The following is a 16,108-nucleotide window of genomic DNA, read 5'->3' as shown; positions in this document are numbered from 1 at the left end:
GGTGTTTGGCGCACCTCGCACCTTTGGGCCGGGATAAGGCCCCGAATTTACGGCGCGTCCACCAAGCGGACATGATGTGGTGCGGAAGCACCACCCCGCACCACGCAGATCCGCTCGACGACCCATGAAGGCAGGCTCCACGTGCCCGATCTGAACGCCACCGCCCAAGCGCCCGCAGACAAGCGACTGCGCACCGCCGCCGTGATTCTCGCGGGTGGCGTCGGGGAGCGCATCGGCCTGTCGATCCCCAAGCAGCTGCTGAAGATCGCCGGCAAGCCGATCATCGAGCACACCCTGGCGGAGTTCGAGTCCTGCTCCGAGGTCGACGAGATCGTCGTCATGATGACCGAGGGCTACACGGACGAGATCGAGAAGATCGCCAAGAAGGCCGGGATCAGCAAGCTCAGCCGGGTCATGACGGGCGGGTCGAGCCGCAACGAGACCACCAAGAAGGCCATCGCCGCCCTCGGCGAGTCCGGCGACGAGCTGAAGGTGCTCTTCCACGACGCCGTCCGCCCGCTGGTCTCCGAGCGGATCATCGTCGACTGCGTGACGGCCCTCGACGAGTACAGCGCCGTCGACGTCGCCATCCCCTCGGCCGACACCATCATCGTCACCGAGAACGACTGCATCACCGCCATCCCGGACCGCTCCAAGCTGCGCCGCGGCCAGACCCCGCAGGCCTTCCAGCTCTCCACCATCCGCCGCGCCTACGAGGTCGCCTCGGACGACCCGGACTTCAAGGCCACCGACGACTGCGGCGTGGTGCTGAAGTACCTCCCCGAGGTGCCGATCTACGTCGTCCACGGCGACGACCACAACATGAAGGTCACCGAGCCGGTCGACATCTTCATCGCCGACAAGCTCTTCCAGCTGGCCTCGCACAACGCCCCCCGCCCCTCCGACGACGCCGCCTACCGGCGCCTGCTGGAGGGCAAGGTGCTGGTGGTCTTCGGCGGCTCCTACGGCATCGGCGCGGACATCGCCGCGCTCGCCGAGTCCTACGGCGCCACCGTCTACCCGCTGGGCCGCTCCACCACCGGCACCCATGTGGAGAACCCCGACGAGGTGCGCGCCGCGCTGAAGAAGGCGCACGACGAGTCCGGCCGCATCGACTACGTCGTCAACACCGCCGGCGTGCTGCGCATCGGCCGCCTCGCCGAGACCGACGAGGAGACCATCGAGGAGGCGCTGCGCGTCAACTACCTGGCGCCCGTGCAGATCGCCCGCGAGGCGCACCAGTACCTCGCCGAGACCGGCGGCCAGCTGCTCCTCTACACCTCCAGCTCCTACACCCGCGGCCGCGCCGAGTACTCGCTGTACTCCTCCACCAAGGCCGCCATGGTCAACCTCACCCAGGCGCTCGCCGACGAGTGGGCGGAGGAGGGCATCCGCGTCAACTGCGTCAACCCGGAGCGCACCCGCACCCCCATGCGCGTCCAGGCGTTCGGCGAGGAGCCGGCCGACTCGCTGCTCGCCTCCGAGGACGTCGCCCGCTCCTCCCTCGACGTCCTGGTGTCCGGCCTGACCGGCCATGTGATCGACGTCCGGCGTACCGACCCGACGCAGCCGGTGTAGCGTCTCTGGGGTCGTCGGCCGCTCCACGGCGGGCCGGCGGCCCCGCGCCTCCTGCGCCCTGCCCCTCAACGATCAGGAGAGACCCTCCCCGTGTTGTCGTCAGCCATCCGCCTGGCCCGCGTGAACAGCGGATCGGAGCTGGCCGCCGTCGTGTTCCTGGTTCTCGGGTACACCTGCACGATGGTCGGCGCCCTGCTTCCCAACGTCTGGCTCTTCGCCGTAGCCGCGGCCGTGAGCTATCTGGCCGACTGGCGGCTCCACGAGGGGAACGTCTATCTGATCCGGCTGCTCAGCCGGTTCCGCGCCGGCATCTCCATGCGGTTCTTCGCCCGCGAGTTGATGCTGGTGCTGCTGATGGCCCGTCTGGGCCGCGGCACCGACGGCCTGTTCTACGCCGCCATCGCCGGCTTCCTCGTCTTCTACGTGCTGCAGGCCGCGCACGGCGCCGGCCTGACCGTGCTGCGCCGGCGGCGCCAGCTGCCGGTGGTCACCCGCAACATCGACCTGTCGGGGATGCGCATCCCGGACGCCCCGCCGACCTGGCTCACCAGCCGCGGCGCCGAGAAGGTGCTCCACCTCGACCTGCCGGCGATGGCCGGGCTGCTGGTCTACGCGGGCACCAGGACGATCTGGCCCGGCATCGCGGGCCTCGCGGTCACCCTCGCCGCGGCCGTGCTCACCGTGCTGGTGGTGGCCGGCTACCTGCGGCCGTCGAAGCTCCCGGTGGGCCGGGAGAAGGCGCTGGAGGTCATCGACACCTGGCTGCGGACGTACCGGCCGGACACCGCCGTCTACTTCTCGGGCTCCCGTGATTCCGCCTACCAGGTGAACATGTGGCTCGACACGCTGAAGCGGACCGGCGGGCGGCCGGTGCTGATCCTGCGCGAGCGCGCCATGGTGCCGCAGCTCGCCCCCACCAGCGTGCCGGTGCTCTGCGTGCCCAGCGCGGTGCACCTGATGAACCTCGACACCACCAGCCTGCGGACGGTGCTCTACCCGGCGAACGTCGGCAAGAACGTGCACATGATCCGCGAGCCCATCCCCAAGCACGTCTTCGTCGGCCACGGCGACAGCGACAAGGCCGCCAGCGTCAACCCGTTCTCCAAGGCCTACGACGAGGTGTGGACGGCCGGCCGGGCCGGCCGCGACCGCTACGCGCTCGCCGAGGTCGGGGTGCGCGACGAGGACATCGTGGAGGTGGGCCGCCCGCAGCTGCGCGGCATCACCACCGCCGCGGAGCACGAGACGGGCGAGATGCCCACCGTGCTGTACGCGCCCACCTGGGAGAACTGGACGGACGGGCCGGGCGGCGCGTCGCCGGTGGTGGCCGGCGAGAACATCGTCAGGGCGCTGCTCGAGGCCGAGAAGCCGGTGCGGGTGCTGTACAAGAAGCACCCGTTGATCGGCACCCGCAGCCCGGCGGCCAAGCAGGTCCACGAGCGGATCGTCGCCATGCTGGAGGAGGCGTCGGCCAAGCGCGCCGCCGAGCGGGACGCCGCCGACCCGAAGGCCGCGGAGGAGCGCCGCGCCGCCCGCGCCGAGCTCTCCTCGATCGACGCCGAGCTGAACCAGCTGCTCGACGCCGCGTCAGGCGGCAACCTGGAGGCGCTGGACGAGGCCGTGGCGTCCCGGGACGGCTTCCTGCCGCCCGAGGTCGAGGCGCGCGTCGAGGAGCTCCAGGAGCGCTGGAAGGCGGCGTTCTGGCGGAGCCTGGCGCCGTGGGAGCACGCGTCGGTCGAGGGGGCGCGGCCGCACCTGTTCGACTGCTTCAACCAGTCGGACGCGATGGTCAGCGACATCTCCAGCGTGGTCTCGGACTTCGTCGCCAGCGGCAAGCCGATCGCGGTGATGGACACCGCCCGGATCGGCGCGGACGAGTTCCGCCGGCAGAACACCGCGGCGCGGGCGGCCTACATCCTCACGCCGCGCGTGCCGGAGATGCCGGAGCTGCTCGCCGCGGTGCAGGGCGGCGCCGACCCGATGGCCGAGGCGCGGCACGAGCTGAAGGAGTACCTGCTGGGGCCGGACCACCCGGACGCGCAGACCCGCTTCAACGCGGCGAACGCCGCGCTGGCGGCGAAGTCCGAGGCGCGCCTGAAGCGCCAGCAGGCCGCGGAGGACCGCGGCGACCGCCCGATGACGCCGGCCGACGGCGCCGGCGACGGCGAGGGCGACGACCAGCTCGCCGACATCGAGACCGCCGCGGCGGACGACGCCCCCTAGGTCCAGTCCGGGGTCCGTCGCCCCGATCGCGAAGACCCCGGCCCGCTGGGCCGGGGTCTTCGCGATCGACGCCGCGTCAGCCCTCCGCGGGCACCTCGGCGCGCTCCACCGACGTGTCGGCGTGCGCGTCCATCTTGGCGATCAGCGCCGTCACCGACCGCGCCACCTCCGGGGCCGTCAGCCCGATCTCCTCCAGCACCGTCGCCCGCTTGGCGTGCTGCAGGAAGCGCTGCGGGATGCCGAAGTCGCGCAGCGGCACGTCCACGTCCGCGTCGCGCAGCGCCTGCGCGATCGTCGAGCCGACGCCGCCCACCCGGCCGTTGTCCTCGACGGTGACGACCAGCCGGTGCTCGGCCGCCAGGCCGGGCAGCCCCTCGTTGACCGGCTTCACCCAGCGCGGATCGATCACCGTGGAGGAGATGCCCTGCTCGTCGAGGCGCTCGGCGAGCTCCAGGCACATCGGCGCGAGCGCCCCGATGGAGACGACCAGCACGTCCGCGCGCGCCAGGCCCTCGCCGGTGCCGGCGGAGCGGCGCAGCACGTCCATGCCGTTGACGGTGCCCACCGCGGGCACCGCCGGGCCGACCGTGCCCTTGGAGTAGCGGACCACCGTGGGCGCGTCCTCGACCTCGACGGCCTCGCGCAGCTGCAGCCGCACCTGCTCGGCGTCGCGCGGGGCGGCGAGCCGCAGACCGGGGACGACCTGGAGGATCGACATGTCCCACATGCCGTTGTGGCTGGCGCCGTCGGTGCCGGTGACGCCGGCCCGGTCGAGGGCGAAGGTGACGCCGCACTTGTGCAGCGCGACGTCCATCAGCACCTGGTCGAACGCCCGGTTGAGGAAGGTCGCGTAGACGGCGAAGACCGGGTGCAGCCCGCCGGAGGCGAGGCCGGCGGCCGAGACCGCGGCGTGCTGCTCGGCGATGCCGACGTCGAAGATCCGCTCCGGGAAGCGCTCGGCGAACTTCTTCAGGCCCAGCGGCAGCATCATCGCGGCGGTGATCGCCACGATGTCCTGGCGCTCGTCGCCCAGCTCGACCATGGCGTCCCCGAAGACGCTCGTCCAGCTGCGCGCCTTGGCCTGCTCGACCGGCAGGCCGGTGTCCGGGTGGATGACGCCGACCTGGTGGAACTGGTCGGCCTCGTCGCGCCGGGCCGGCTCGTAGCCGCGGCCCTTCTCGGTGATGACGTGGACGATCACGGGGCCGCCGAAGGTGCTCGCGGCCTGCAGCGCGGACTCCAGGGCGCCCTGGTCGTGGCCGTCGATGGGGCCGATGTACTTCAGCCCCAGGTCCTCGAAGAGGCCCTGGGGGGCGATGAAGTCCTTCAGGCCCTTCTTGGCGCCGTGCAGCGCCTCGTAGATCGGCTGGCCGAGCGCTGGGGTGCGGCCCAGCACCTGCTTGCCCCAGGAGAGGAACTTCTCGTAGCCCTGGGTGGTGCGCAGCGTCGCCAGGTGGTTGGCGAGCCCGCCGATCGTGGGCTGGTAGGAGCGGCCGTTGTCGTTGACGACCATGACCAGCGGGCGGTCCTTGGCGGCGGCGATGTTGTTCATGGCCTCCCAGGCCATGCCGCCGGTGAGCGCCCCGTCGCCGATGACCGCGACCACCTTGTGGTCGGTGCGGCCGCGCAGCTGGTTCGCCTTGGCCAGGCCGTCCGCGTAGCCCAGGACGGTCGAGGCGTGGGAGTTCTCGATGACATCGTGCTCGGACTCGGCGCGCGACGGGTAGCCGGAGAGGCCGCCCTTGTCCTTGAAGCAGGCGAAGTCCTGACGTCCGGTGAGGATCTTGTGGACATAGGACTGATGGCCCGTATCAAACAGGATCTTGTCGCGCGGGGAGCGGAAGACGCGATGCAGGGCGATGGTCAGTTCGACCACACCCAGGTTGGGGCCCAGGTGGCCCCCGGTGCGTGACACCTCTTCGACCAGGAAGTCGCGGATCTCGTCGGCGAGTGCCGCGAGCTGCTCCGACGACAGCCGGTCGAGATCGCGTGGTCCCCTGATACGGGTTAGCAGGCCCACCCGTGCCTCCTCTTGGTCTTCCTCGCTACGAACCGGCGGACCGAGTCTAGTGCCCGCACCCCGCGAGGGAGCCGAGGCCCACCCGGAACCGCCCATACTTACGACAATCGGACGACATCGCGGGGAACCGCCGCGGCCCGGCCCGCCGAGGAGGCGGGCCGGGCCGACGGGTGGTGCTCAGACCAGGTCCGTCGCACCTGTGACTGATAGGGACAACAGAATCAGGCGCGTCCCGATGCCTTCTGGGTCCGGCGGGAGACCGAGTCGATGACGACGGCCGCCAGCAGCACCCCACCGGTGATCATGAACTGCACCGAAGACTGCATGTTGAGCAGGTTCAGGCCCATGGTGATCGACTCGATCACCAGCATGCCCAGCAGCGCCGACCAGATCCGGCCGCGCCCGCCGAAGAGGCTGGTGCCGCCGATCACCGGCGCCGCGATGGCCAGCATCAGCGCGTTGCCGCTGCCGGCCGAGGTGCTGGCCGCGCCCTGCTCGGCGGCGAGCACCAGGCCGCCCAGCGCGGCGAAGAAGCCGGAGATCGCGAAGACCGAGATCCGGATCGCCGGGACGCTGATACCGGCGCGGCGGGACGCCTCGATGTTGCCGCCGACCGCGAAGATCTTGCGGCCGAAGGGCGTCCGGCGCAGCACGAAGTCGCAGACGATCAGCACGACGCCGAAGAGCACCAGCGAGTTCGGCACCCCGGTGGACTGGTTGAGCACCCAGGCGGTGAGGAAGACCGCCACCGCCAGCAGCCCGGTGCGCAGCAGGATCTCGCTGAACGGCCGGGCCGGCACGCCCGCCTGCACCCGGCGGCGCCGCTCCAGCAGCGAGGAGATCAGCATCGCCGCGGTGGCGAGGACCGCCAGCAGGTAGCCGCCGGCGATGTCCGCGCCCATGAAGAAGGCGGAGTTGCCGATGCCGAGGAAGGAGAAGAGCCCCTTGGCGCTCAGGTTGATGGAGCCGCTCTGCCCCAGCACCTTGATCATCAGGCCGTTCCAGGCCAGGTTGCCGGCGAGGGTGACCACGAAGGCCGGCACCCCGATCTTGGCGAAGAACCAGCCGTGCAGGGCGCCGATCGCCGCGCCGGTCAGCAGCGCGAGGATCGTCGCCAGCCAGGCGTTCATGCCGTGGTTGACGGCGAGCACCCCGAAGACCGCCGAGCAGAGTCCGCTCACCGAGGCGACCGAGAGGTCGATCTCGCCGAGCAGCAGCACGAACACCAGTCCGACGGAGATCAGTCCGGTGCCGGCGACGTAGTAGAGGATGCTGGAGAGGTTCCCGGCGGTCAGGAAGCTGCTGTTCTCGCCCTGGAAGATGCCCCAGATGACGATGAGGCCGATGACCACCGGGAGGGAGCCGAGCTCGCCGCCCTTGACCTTGCGCTTGAACTCGGTGAGGTAGCCCTTGAGCCCCTCCTCGCGGATGAGCAGGCGCGGGTCGAACGCGGCTCCGGGAACCGCGGTCTCGGCGGTGGCGGCGGCCTTGGTGGTGTTCACCGGGGCGGCCTTTCCGGTGTCGTCCTGGGTGCTCACTGCGCAGCCTCCGTCGTCCGGGCCTTGCGACGGGTCACCGCATTGTCGGTGGCGCCGGTGATCGCGGCGATGATCTGTTCGTTGCTGGTGTCGGCGACGGTGAAGTCGCCGTTGTTGCGGCCGAGTCGCAGCACCGAGACGCGGTCCGCCACGGCCGTCACGTCGGCCATGTTGTGGCTGATGAGAATGACCGCGAGGCCGCGCTCGCGGAGCCGCTCGACCAGGTCCAGGACCTGGGCCGTCTGCTCCACGCCGAGGGCGGCGGTGGGCTCGTCCAGGATCACCAGCTTGGGGTCGCCGACCAGGGCGCGGGCGATCGCCACGACCTGGCGCTGGCCGCCGGAGAGGCCGGCGATCGGGATCCGGACGCTGGGGATGCGGATGGAGAGGGTGTCCAGCAGCTCGCGGGACTTCTGCTCCATGGTGACCTCGTCCAGCACCCCGCCCCGGAGCACCTCGGCGCCGAGGAAGAGGTTGCCGACCACGTCGAGGTTGTCGCAGAGGGCGAGATCCTGGTAGACGGTCGCGATGCCCAGCGTCTGGGCGTCGTTGGGCCGGTGGATGGCGACCTCGCGCCCCTCCCACTCGATGGCGCCCTCATCGATGGGGTGAACCCCGGCGATCGTCTTGACCAGGGTCGACTTTCCGGCACCGTTGTCGCCGACCAGGGCGACGACCTCGCCGGCATGGACCTCCAACTCGACGTCGGTCAGGGCCTGGACGGCACCGAACCGCTTGGAGACCCCGCGCAACGCCAGTACGGGTGCGCTTTCCACGTGAACCAACTCCTTTGCCACCCGTTGCCGCGGGCGGGGCTGCAAATCCTTCGGGAAGCCGTCCCCCGCGCTCCGGCGCCCGAAGGCGCCGGGGAGGGGGACGTGCGCCTGCCGCGGGCCCCCGGGGACGGGAGCACCGCGGCCGGCGGAGCGGCTGCTACTTGAGCCCGGCCTTCGCGCAGAAGGCCGCGTAGGCCGAGGTGCAGATCTGCTTCACCGTCAGCTGCCCGCCGTCGATGACGGTCTGCTTGATGTTGGCCTTGGTGATGATCTTGGTGGTCAGCAGGGTCGAGGGGACCTTGTCGCCACTGGTGCTGGTCTGCGTCGAGGTGGCGACGTCGGTGAGCTTCTTGCCCTGCAGGGCCGCGACGGCCATCTCGCCGGCCACCTTGCCCTCGGCCGCGTAGTCCTTGTAGATGTCGGCGCTCTGCGTGCCCGCCAGGATCCGCTGGATGCCGTCGACCTGGGCGTCCTGGCCGGTGAGCGGCTTGCCCGACATGCCGTTGCTCTTCATCACCGTGGCGATGGCGGCGGCCATGCCGTCGTTGGCGGAGTAGACGCCGGCGATGTTCTTGGCGCCCAGCTTGTTGACGGCCGAGGTCATCTTCTCGGAGGCGGTGGACGCCAGCCAGTCGCCGTTCTGCTCGTAGGCGATGTTGACCTTGCCCTTGAGGACCGACTCGGCGCCGGCCTTGAACATGCCCGCGTTGGGGTCGGACTCCAGACCGTTGATCATGACGACCTTGGCGGACGGCGTGGCCTTCGAGCCGAGCGCGGTCAGGAGGGCCTGGCCCTGCTGCTGGCCGATCTTGGTGTTGTCGAAGGAGACGTAGCCGGAGAGCGGGCCCTCGGCGAACCGGTCGTACGCGATGACCTTGATGCCCTTGGCCACGGCGGTCTTCACCGAGCTGGCGATCGCCTTGTAGTCCTGCGGGTCGACGATGATGACCTTGTCACCGTTGTTGATCGCGGCGGTCATCTGCTGGGTCTGCTGGTCGGCGTGGCCGCCCGCGTTCTGGTAGTCGATCTCGCACTTCGGGCATTCCTTCTTGATCGTCTTCGTGATGATCGGACGGTCGAAGGACTCGTAGCGCGTGGTCTGGTTCTCGGGCAGCAGCAGCCCGATCTTGCCGCTGGCGGAGCTCGGGGACTTGGAGCCCGAGGACCCCGAGGAGGAGGACGATGAGCCGGCCTTGCCACAGGCTGCCAGGCTCACGGCCATCGAGACGGCGGCTGCGGCGATGACGGCGCGACGCGTCGTTGCGTGCATGGGGAAACCTCCCTGACGAGGCCGCCACGATGCGGCCGAGGTGGGACGCAGTCAACTCCCCGACTTGGCAAGGCGTCAATAAGTGAATGCAGACTTGGCCTTTGGAGCACCTATTCGTTATCCGCCCGAAGCGTTCATAGATGCAACGGGGCAGAAAGTGCGCCGTTTTCCCGGCTTGCCCGATCTTGCGTCCCGCCGCGAGATCGCGCCCCGTAAGGGGCGCGGCGAACCGCGCGGGCGACCGGGGAGCGGCCCGCCGCTCAGACCGCCACGGCCGCGGCTCCCGCCGCCGTCGCGTCCCCCGACTCCGACATCGCCAGCGCCAGCGCGCCCAGCACCTCGGCGCGCGAGCCCAGCGTCCCCGCGACCACGCTCAACTGCTGCGCCGCGGACGGGATCGCGTGCCGCGCCACCGTCTCGCGGATCGGCTCCAGCAGCAGCTCCCCCGCGCCCGCCAGGTCCCCGCCGAGGATCACGCGGCTGGGGTTGAGCAGATTGCACAGGTCGGCGACGGCCGTGCCGACCTGCCGCCCCACGTCCGCGATCACCCGGCGGCAGCCCAGGTCGCCGGCCTGCGCGAGCCGCACCATCCGGGGCACCGTCAGGTCCGGCCCGTGGCTGCCGGCCAGCAGGCCCAGCAGATGGCGGGCGTTGGTGAAGGTCTCCAGGCAGCCGCGGTTGCCGCAGCGGCAGATCGGCCCCGAGTCGTCCACCGTGGAGTGGCCGATCTCGCCGGCCGTCCCGCCCGGTCCGCGGTAGACCCTGCCGTTGATCACCAGCCCGGCGCCGACGCCGCTGGCGATCTTGATGTAGGCGAGGTCGCCCAGGCCGCGGCCCGCGCCCCAGACCAGCTCGCCCAGCGCGCCGAGGTTCGCGTCGTTGTCGACGTGCACCGGCATGCCGAGCCGGTCGGAGAGCTCCTGGGCCGGGCGGACGCCCACCCAGCCGGGCAGGATCGCCGTCGAGCCGATCGCGCCGGTGCCGCCGTCCAGCGGACCGGGGACGCCCAGGCCGACCCCGACGACCTTCTCCGGGGAGCGGTCGACGTCCCGCAGCAGCCGCATCACCAGCGCCTCGGCGCGGGCCAGGCCCTCGGCGGCGGAGGCGTCCACGTCCACCGGCTCCAGCTGCTCGGCGAGCACCCGGTGGGCCAGGTTGCCCACCGCGACCCGCAGATGGGAGTGGCCGAAGTCGACGCCGACCACCAGGCCGGCGTCCTCGCTCAGCGCCACGCTGCGGGCCCTGCGGCCGCCGGTGGAGGTGGTCGGGGTGACCACCACCGTGCCGGCGCCGCGCAGCTCGCGCACGATGTTGGACACGGTCGCGGCGGACAGGCCGGTGGTGCGGGCGATCTCGGCCTGGGTGAGGGATCCGGCCATCCGCACGGCCTGCAGCACCCGGTCGAGATTCGCCCGGTGCAGGGACGACTGCGATCCCGGCGTCTCCACGCTCATCCGTGTCCATCCTCTCGTCGGCGCCGGGCCGCGCTGCACGGCGCCACCGCGCGGGCGGCCGTCGTCCGGATCGGCTCCGGATGAACGCACCCGCACGGCGTGTATACAACTTGTGAACTCCCAGCAGAGCGAACGCCCTTGTCTCGCGTCAAGGGTCGCACTGGAATCCTTTTCGCCGGGCGCCGCCCCCACCTCGGTCCGGACGGCGCCTCCGCGGCCCCCGTCAGCGGTCGGCGATCCGGCTGCGGCGGTGGCCGTAGGCGAAGTACACCACGAAGCCCGCGGCCATCCAGACGAGGAACCGGATCCAGGTCTCGGTGGGGAGGTTGAGCATCAGCCACAGGCAGAAGACCGTGGAGATGATCGGCAGCACCGGCACCCAGGGGGCCCGGAACGAGCGCGGCAGGTCGGGGCGGGTGCGGCGGAGCACGATCACCCCGATGGAGACCACCACGAAGGCGAAGAGGGTGCCGATGTTGACCAGCTCGGCCAGCGCCTGCAGCGGGATGACGCCGGCCACCACGGCCACCACGGTGCCCAGCAGGGCGGTGGTCCGATAGGGCGTGCGATAGCGCGGATGGACCTTGGAGAACGCCTCGGGGAGCAGCCGGTCGCGGCTCATGGCGAAGAAGACCCGGCTCTGACCGAGGATCAGGATCATGACCACGGAGGCGAGTCCGAAGACCACGCCGATGCTGATGAGGGTCGCCATCCAGTCCTGGCCGACTGCCTTGAAGGCGTCCGCGAGCGGCGCCGTCTCGGACAGCCGGGTGTACTTCTGCATCCCGGTGACGACCAGGGTGACCGCGACATAGGCGACGGTGCAGATGGCCAGTGAGGCGATGATGCCGATCGGCAGGTCCCGCTTCGGGTTGCGGGTCTCCTCGGCCGCGGTGGAGACCACGTCGAAGCCGATGTAGGCGAAGAAGACCACGGCGGCGGCGAAGAAGATCCCCATCACGCCGAAGCTGGTCGGGGTGAATCCGGTGATCACCTGGATGAGCGCGGCCTTCAGGCCGCTGCTGCTCGGGGTGGGTCGGGCGGGCGGGATGAACGGGTGGTAGTTGGCGCTCCTGACGTAGAAGAGGCCAACGACGACGGTGGCCAGCACCACGGCCGACTTGATCGCCACGATGACGGTGGTGACCGTGGACGTCAGCTTGATGCCGCGCATCACCACCAGGGTGATCACGACGACCAGCAGGGCGGCGGGCAGGTTGAAGCCCCAGCTGTGCTCCGTCCCGCCGGCGATCGAGGCGGGCAGGTGCAGGCCCATCGTGTCGAGCAGCGAGACCGCGTAGCCGGACCAGCCGACCGCCACCACCGCGGCGGCGAGGGCCAGTTCCAGGACCAGGTCCCAGCCGATGATCCAGGCGGGCAGTTCGCCCAGCGACGCGTAGGAGAAGGTGTAGGCCGACCCGGCGACCGGGATGGTGGACGCGAACTCGGCGTAGCACAGCGCCGCGCAGGCGCAGACGATGCCGGCGACCACGAACGACAGGGCCACCGCCGGACCGCCGTTGTTCTTCGCCGCGGTGCCCGTCAGGACGAAGATGCCGGTGCCGATGAGGACGCCGACGCCGAACACGGTGAGGTCGAAGGCGGAGAGGTCCCGGCGGAGGCGGTGCTCGGGCTCCTCGGTGTCCTGGATCGCCTGCTCGATGGATTTGGTGCGGAAGACACTGTGCCGCGGAGGGCTTTGCTTGGAATTTGCCGATGGATGGGCCATGTTGGCCGATCCCACACGCTGCACTGGGCTGATTGCAAGGGCAACACGAGGGCCGCCCGGTTCGCCGGAGCGAATCGAGCGGCCCTCGTGCTTTGCCCGCTATTAAGGTCTGATTTTACTTCCGCAGGAGCGAGCGCAGCACGTACTGCAGGATGCCGCCGTTGCGGTAGTAGTCGGCCTCTCCGGGGGTGTCGATGCGGACGACCGCGTCGAACTCCTTGCCGGAGTCGGTGGTGACCTTCACCGTGGCGGGGGTGCGGCCCTCGTTCAGCTCCGTGACGCCGGAGATGGAGAACGCCTCCTCGCCGGTGAGGCCGAGCGAGTCGGCCGTCCGGCCCTCGGGGAACTGCAGCGGCAGCACGCCCATGCCGATCAGGTTGGAGCGGTGGATCCGCTCGTAGGACTCGGCGATGACGGCGCGGACGCCGAGCAGCTTGGTGCCCTTGGCGGCCCAGTCGCGGGACGAGCCGGAGCCGTACTCCTTGCCGGCCAGGATCACCAGCGGGACGCCGGCCGCCTGGTAGTTCTCCGCGGCGTCGTAGATGAACGACACCGGCCCGCCCTCCTGGGTGAAGTCGCGGGTGTAGCCGCCCTCGGTGCCGGGGGCGATCTGGTTGCGGAGCCGGATGTTGGCGAAGGTGCCGCGGATCATCACCTCGTGGTTGCCGCGGCGCGAGCCGTAGGAGTTGAAGTCGCGGCGCGCGATCCCGTGGTCGGTGAGGTACTTGCCGGCCGGGGAGTCGGCCTTGATCGCACCGGCCGGGGAGATGTGGTCGGTGGTGACCGAGTCGCCGAGCTTCGCCAGCACCCGGGCGTCGGCGATGTCCTCGACCGCGGTCGGCTCGGCCGGCATGCCCTCGAAGTAGGGGGGCTTGCGGACGTAGGTCGACTCGCCGTCCCACTCGAAGGTGTTGCCGGTCGGGACGGGCAGCGCCTGCCACTGGGCGTCGCCGGCGAAGACGTCGGCGTAGCTCTTGGTGAACATGGTCTGGCCGATGGCGGAGGAGACGACCTCCTGGACCTCCTGCTCGGAGGGCCACACGTCCTTCAGGTACACCGGGTTGCCGTCGGTGTCGGTGCCCAGCGGCTCGCGGGTGATGTCCGTCTTCATGGTGCCGGCCAGCGCGTAGGCGACCACCAGCGGCGGGGACGCCAGGTAGTTCATCTTCACGTCCGGGTTGATCCGGCCCTCGAAGTTGCGGTTGCCGGAGAGCACCGAGACGACGGCGAGGTCGTTCTCGTTGACCGCCTGGGAGACCTCCTCCGGCAGCGGGCCGGAGTTGCCGATGCAGGTGGTGCAGCCGTACCCGACGAGGTTGAAGCCCAGCTTGTCGAGGTAGGGGGTGAGGCCGGCGCGGTCGTAGTAGTCCATGACGACCTGGGAGCCGGGGGCCAGCGTGGTCTTCACCCACGGCTTGCGGGTGAGGCCCTTCTCCACCGCCTTCTTCGCCAGCAGCGCCGCCCCGATCATCACGTACGGGTTGGAGGTGTTGGTGCAGGAGGTGATGGCGGCGACGGCGACGGCGCCGTGGTCGAGGTCGTACTCCACGCCGTCGGGCGAGGTGACCTTGACCTTCTTGCTGGGCACGCCGTTGGAGACGGCCGGCGCGTCGGAGGCCGGGAAGGACTCCTTGGACGCCTCGTCGCCGTCCACGTCGGAGACGTAGTTGCGGACGTCCTGGCTGAACTGCTGCTTGGCGTCGGCCAGCACGATGCGGTCCTGCGGGCGCTTGGGGCCGGCGATCGACGGGACGACCGTCGACAGGTCCAGCTCCAGGTACTCGGAGTAGACCGGCTCGTGCGACGGGTCGTGCCAGAGCCCCTGCTCCTTGGCGTACGCCTCGACGAGCTTCAGCTGCTGCTCCGGACGGCCCGTCAGCTCCAGGTAGTTCAGCGTCTCCCGGTCGATCGGGAAGATCGCGGCGGTGGAGCCGAACTCCGGCGACATGTTGCCGATGGTGGCGCGGTTGGCCAGCGGCACCGCGCCGACGCCGTCGCCGTAGAACTCGACGAACTTGCCGACGACGCCGTGCTTGCGCAGCATCTCGGTGATCGTCAGCACCAGGTCGGTGGCGGTGGTGCCGGTGGGCAGCTGCCCGGTGAGCTTGAAGCCGACGACCCGCGGGATGAGCATGGAGACCGGCTGGCCGAGCATCGCGGCCTCGGCCTCGATGCCGCCGACGCCCCAGCCCAGCACGCCCAGGCCGTTGACCATGGTGGTGTGCGAGTCGGTGCCGACCAGGGTGTCGGGGTACGCCTGGCCGTTGCGGACCATGACGGTGCGGGCCAGGTGCTCGATGTTGACCTGGTGGACGATGCCGGTGCCCGGGGGGACGACCTTGAACTCGTCGAAGGCGGTCTGGCCCCAGCGCAGGAACTGGTAGCGCTCCTTGTTGCGGCCGTACTCCAGCTCGACGTTCTTGACGAACGCGTCGGGGGCGCCGAAGACGTCGGCGATGACCGAGTGGTCGATGACCAGCTCGGCCGGGGCGAGCGGGTTGATCCGCTCCGGGTCGCCGCCGAGCTCCTTGACGGCCTCGCGCATGGTGGCCAGGTCGACGACGCACGGGACGCCGGTGAAGTCCTGCATGATCACCCGGGCGGGGGTGAACTGGATCTCCTGGTTCGGCTGCGCCTTCGGGTCCCAGTTGCCGAGGGCCCGGATGTGGTCGGCGGTGATGTTGGCGCCGTCCTCGGTGCGGAGCAGGTTCTCCAGCAGCACCTTCAGGCTGTAAGGGAGGTTCTTGCTGCCCTCCACCTTGTCCAGCTTGAAGATCTCGTACGACTCGTCGCCCACGCTGAGCGTGGCGCGGGCGTCGAAGCTGTTCGCCGACACGGCAGTCTCCTTCTTCGGTAGCGCGTACCCGCTGTCCATCCTGCCTGGTGTACCCGAAGGCCCGGAGGTCAGGCTCCCCTTGCCTCGGGGGCCGCGGCACCGCCAGATATCTCGATGTCGAGATAACCATAGTCCATGTCGGGGGCGGCGACCAAGGCACTCACCGTGTTGCGGCCAGGACGAGGGACCCGGCGGCGAGGACGAGGTAGCCCCCCGGGAACGCGAGGTTGTACAGCACCCGGGCGCGCAGATGGGTGATGACGGCACCCGTGTAGAGGAGGACGAGTCCGCAGGCGGCGGCGATGCCGAGGGGGCGGAGGACGGGCGCGGCGAGGCCCAGCAGCAGGCCGGCCGCGCCGGCCAGCTTCAGCGCGGCGAGCCGCGGCAGCCAGGAGAGGGGCACGCCCACCTCGGCGGAGTTGGCGAGGACGAACCGCGCCCTCGCCAGATCGGCGACGGCGACGGCGGTGTTGGCGGCGGCGGTCAGCAGGGTGGTCACGAGCAGCGCGGTCATGGTCGCGGTCATGCTCCCCAGCCTTCGCCGCGACCTCGGCACCGTCCAATACCTGCTTCTATAACCTGGTGGCATGGACGTGGACACACGGCTGCTGCGGTACTTCGCGGCGGTGGCCGAGCACGGCAGCCTGACGGCCGCGGCGGAGCGGCTCTTCGTCTCGCAGCCGG

Annotated in this window: 11 protein-coding genes; 3 read left to right on the top strand and 8 right to left on the bottom strand. The window is 70.5% G+C overall.

The window, feature by feature from the left end; genetic code table 11:
- Nucleotides 1–141 precede the first annotated feature (141 nt).
- Entirely contained in the window at nt 142–1,578 is a 1,437-nt protein-coding gene (locus tag BIV57_RS21145) for a D-ribitol-5-phosphate cytidylyltransferase (protein WP_245797836.1), read from the top strand.
- Between the two features lie 90 nt (nt 1,579–1,668).
- Nucleotides 1,669–3,801, top strand: a complete 2,133-nt coding sequence (locus tag BIV57_RS21140) for a hypothetical protein (protein ID WP_071658458.1) — start codon at nt 1,669–1,671, stop codon at nt 3,799–3,801.
- 76 nt (nt 3,802–3,877) lie between these two features.
- Here BIV57_RS21140 and dxs read toward each other — a convergent pair whose 3' ends face one another.
- From dxs to BIV57_RS21100, 8 genes are all read right to left on the bottom strand, one after another.
- Nucleotides 3,878–5,821, bottom strand: coding sequence for a 1-deoxy-D-xylulose-5-phosphate synthase (dxs, locus tag BIV57_RS21135; RefSeq protein WP_071658457.1), 1,944 nt, complete (start codon nt 5,819–5,821; stop codon nt 3,878–3,880).
- A gap of 221 nt (nt 5,822–6,042) precedes the next feature.
- Complete coding sequence (locus tag BIV57_RS21130; protein WP_071658456.1) at nt 6,043–7,359, bottom strand: sugar ABC transporter permease; 1,317 nt, start codon at nt 7,357–7,359, stop codon at nt 6,043–6,045.
- Nucleotides 7,356–8,135, bottom strand: coding sequence for an ATP-binding cassette domain-containing protein (locus BIV57_RS21125; protein WP_071658455.1), 780 nt, complete (start codon nt 8,133–8,135; stop codon nt 7,356–7,358). The genes BIV57_RS21130 and BIV57_RS21125 overlap by 4 nt, the downstream gene beginning before the upstream one ends.
- A gap of 157 nt (nt 8,136–8,292) precedes the next feature.
- Nucleotides 8,293–9,405, bottom strand: coding sequence for a substrate-binding domain-containing protein (locus tag BIV57_RS21120; protein ID WP_071658454.1), 1,113 nt, complete (start codon nt 9,403–9,405; stop codon nt 8,293–8,295).
- A gap of 260 nt (nt 9,406–9,665) precedes the next feature.
- Nucleotides 9,666–10,859 (bottom strand): ROK family transcriptional regulator, encoded by a 1,194-nt coding sequence (locus tag BIV57_RS21115; RefSeq protein ID WP_071658453.1) that lies wholly within the window; start codon nt 10,857–10,859, stop codon nt 9,666–9,668.
- A gap of 223 nt (nt 10,860–11,082) precedes the next feature.
- Nucleotides 11,083–12,588, bottom strand: coding sequence for an amino acid permease (locus BIV57_RS21110; RefSeq protein WP_071658452.1), 1,506 nt, complete (start codon nt 12,586–12,588; stop codon nt 11,083–11,085).
- Between the two features lie 115 nt (nt 12,589–12,703).
- Nucleotides 12,704–15,463, bottom strand: a complete 2,760-nt coding sequence (gene acnA, locus BIV57_RS21105) for an aconitate hydratase AcnA (protein WP_175548817.1) — start codon at nt 15,461–15,463, stop codon at nt 12,704–12,706.
- Between the two features lie 121 nt (nt 15,464–15,584).
- Nucleotides 15,585–15,950, bottom strand: coding sequence for a DoxX family protein (locus tag BIV57_RS21100; protein ID WP_071658450.1), 366 nt, complete (start codon nt 15,948–15,950; stop codon nt 15,585–15,587).
- A 61-nt stretch (nt 15,951–16,011) separates the two neighbouring features.
- Between BIV57_RS21100 and BIV57_RS21095 the strand changes: the two genes are divergently transcribed.
- Nucleotides 16,012–16,108 (top strand): helix-turn-helix domain-containing protein (locus BIV57_RS21095; RefSeq protein ID WP_139275749.1); only part of this gene is annotated, 97 nt, incomplete at its 3' end.

The organism is Mangrovactinospora gilvigrisea, assembly GCF_001879105.1.
Classification (GTDB): domain Bacteria; phylum Actinomycetota; class Actinomycetes; order Streptomycetales; family Streptomycetaceae; genus Mangrovactinospora; species Mangrovactinospora gilvigrisea.
Note: the sequence above shows the minus strand (reverse complement) of the source record. Positions and strands in the feature narration are given on the sequence as shown.

Excerpts from the sequence above, each read along its gene's own strand:
- BIV57_RS21110 (WP_071658452.1), bottom strand. The coding sequence starts at position 12,588 with ATGGCCCATCCATCGGCAAATTCCAAGCAAAGCCCTCCGCGGCACAGT.
- BIV57_RS21120 (WP_071658454.1), bottom strand. The coding sequence starts at position 9,405 with ATGCACGCAACGACGCGTCGCGCCGTCATCGCCGCAGCCGCCGTCTCG.
- BIV57_RS21100 (WP_071658450.1), bottom strand. The coding sequence starts at position 15,950 with ATGACCGCGACCATGACCGCGCTGCTCGTGACCACCCTGCTGACCGCC.
- BIV57_RS21115 (WP_071658453.1), bottom strand. The coding sequence starts at position 10,859 with ATGAGCGTGGAGACGCCGGGATCGCAGTCGTCCCTGCACCGGGCGAAT.
- acnA (WP_175548817.1), bottom strand. The coding sequence starts at position 15,463 with ATGGACAGCGGGTACGCGCTACCGAAGAAGGAGACTGCCGTGTCGGCG.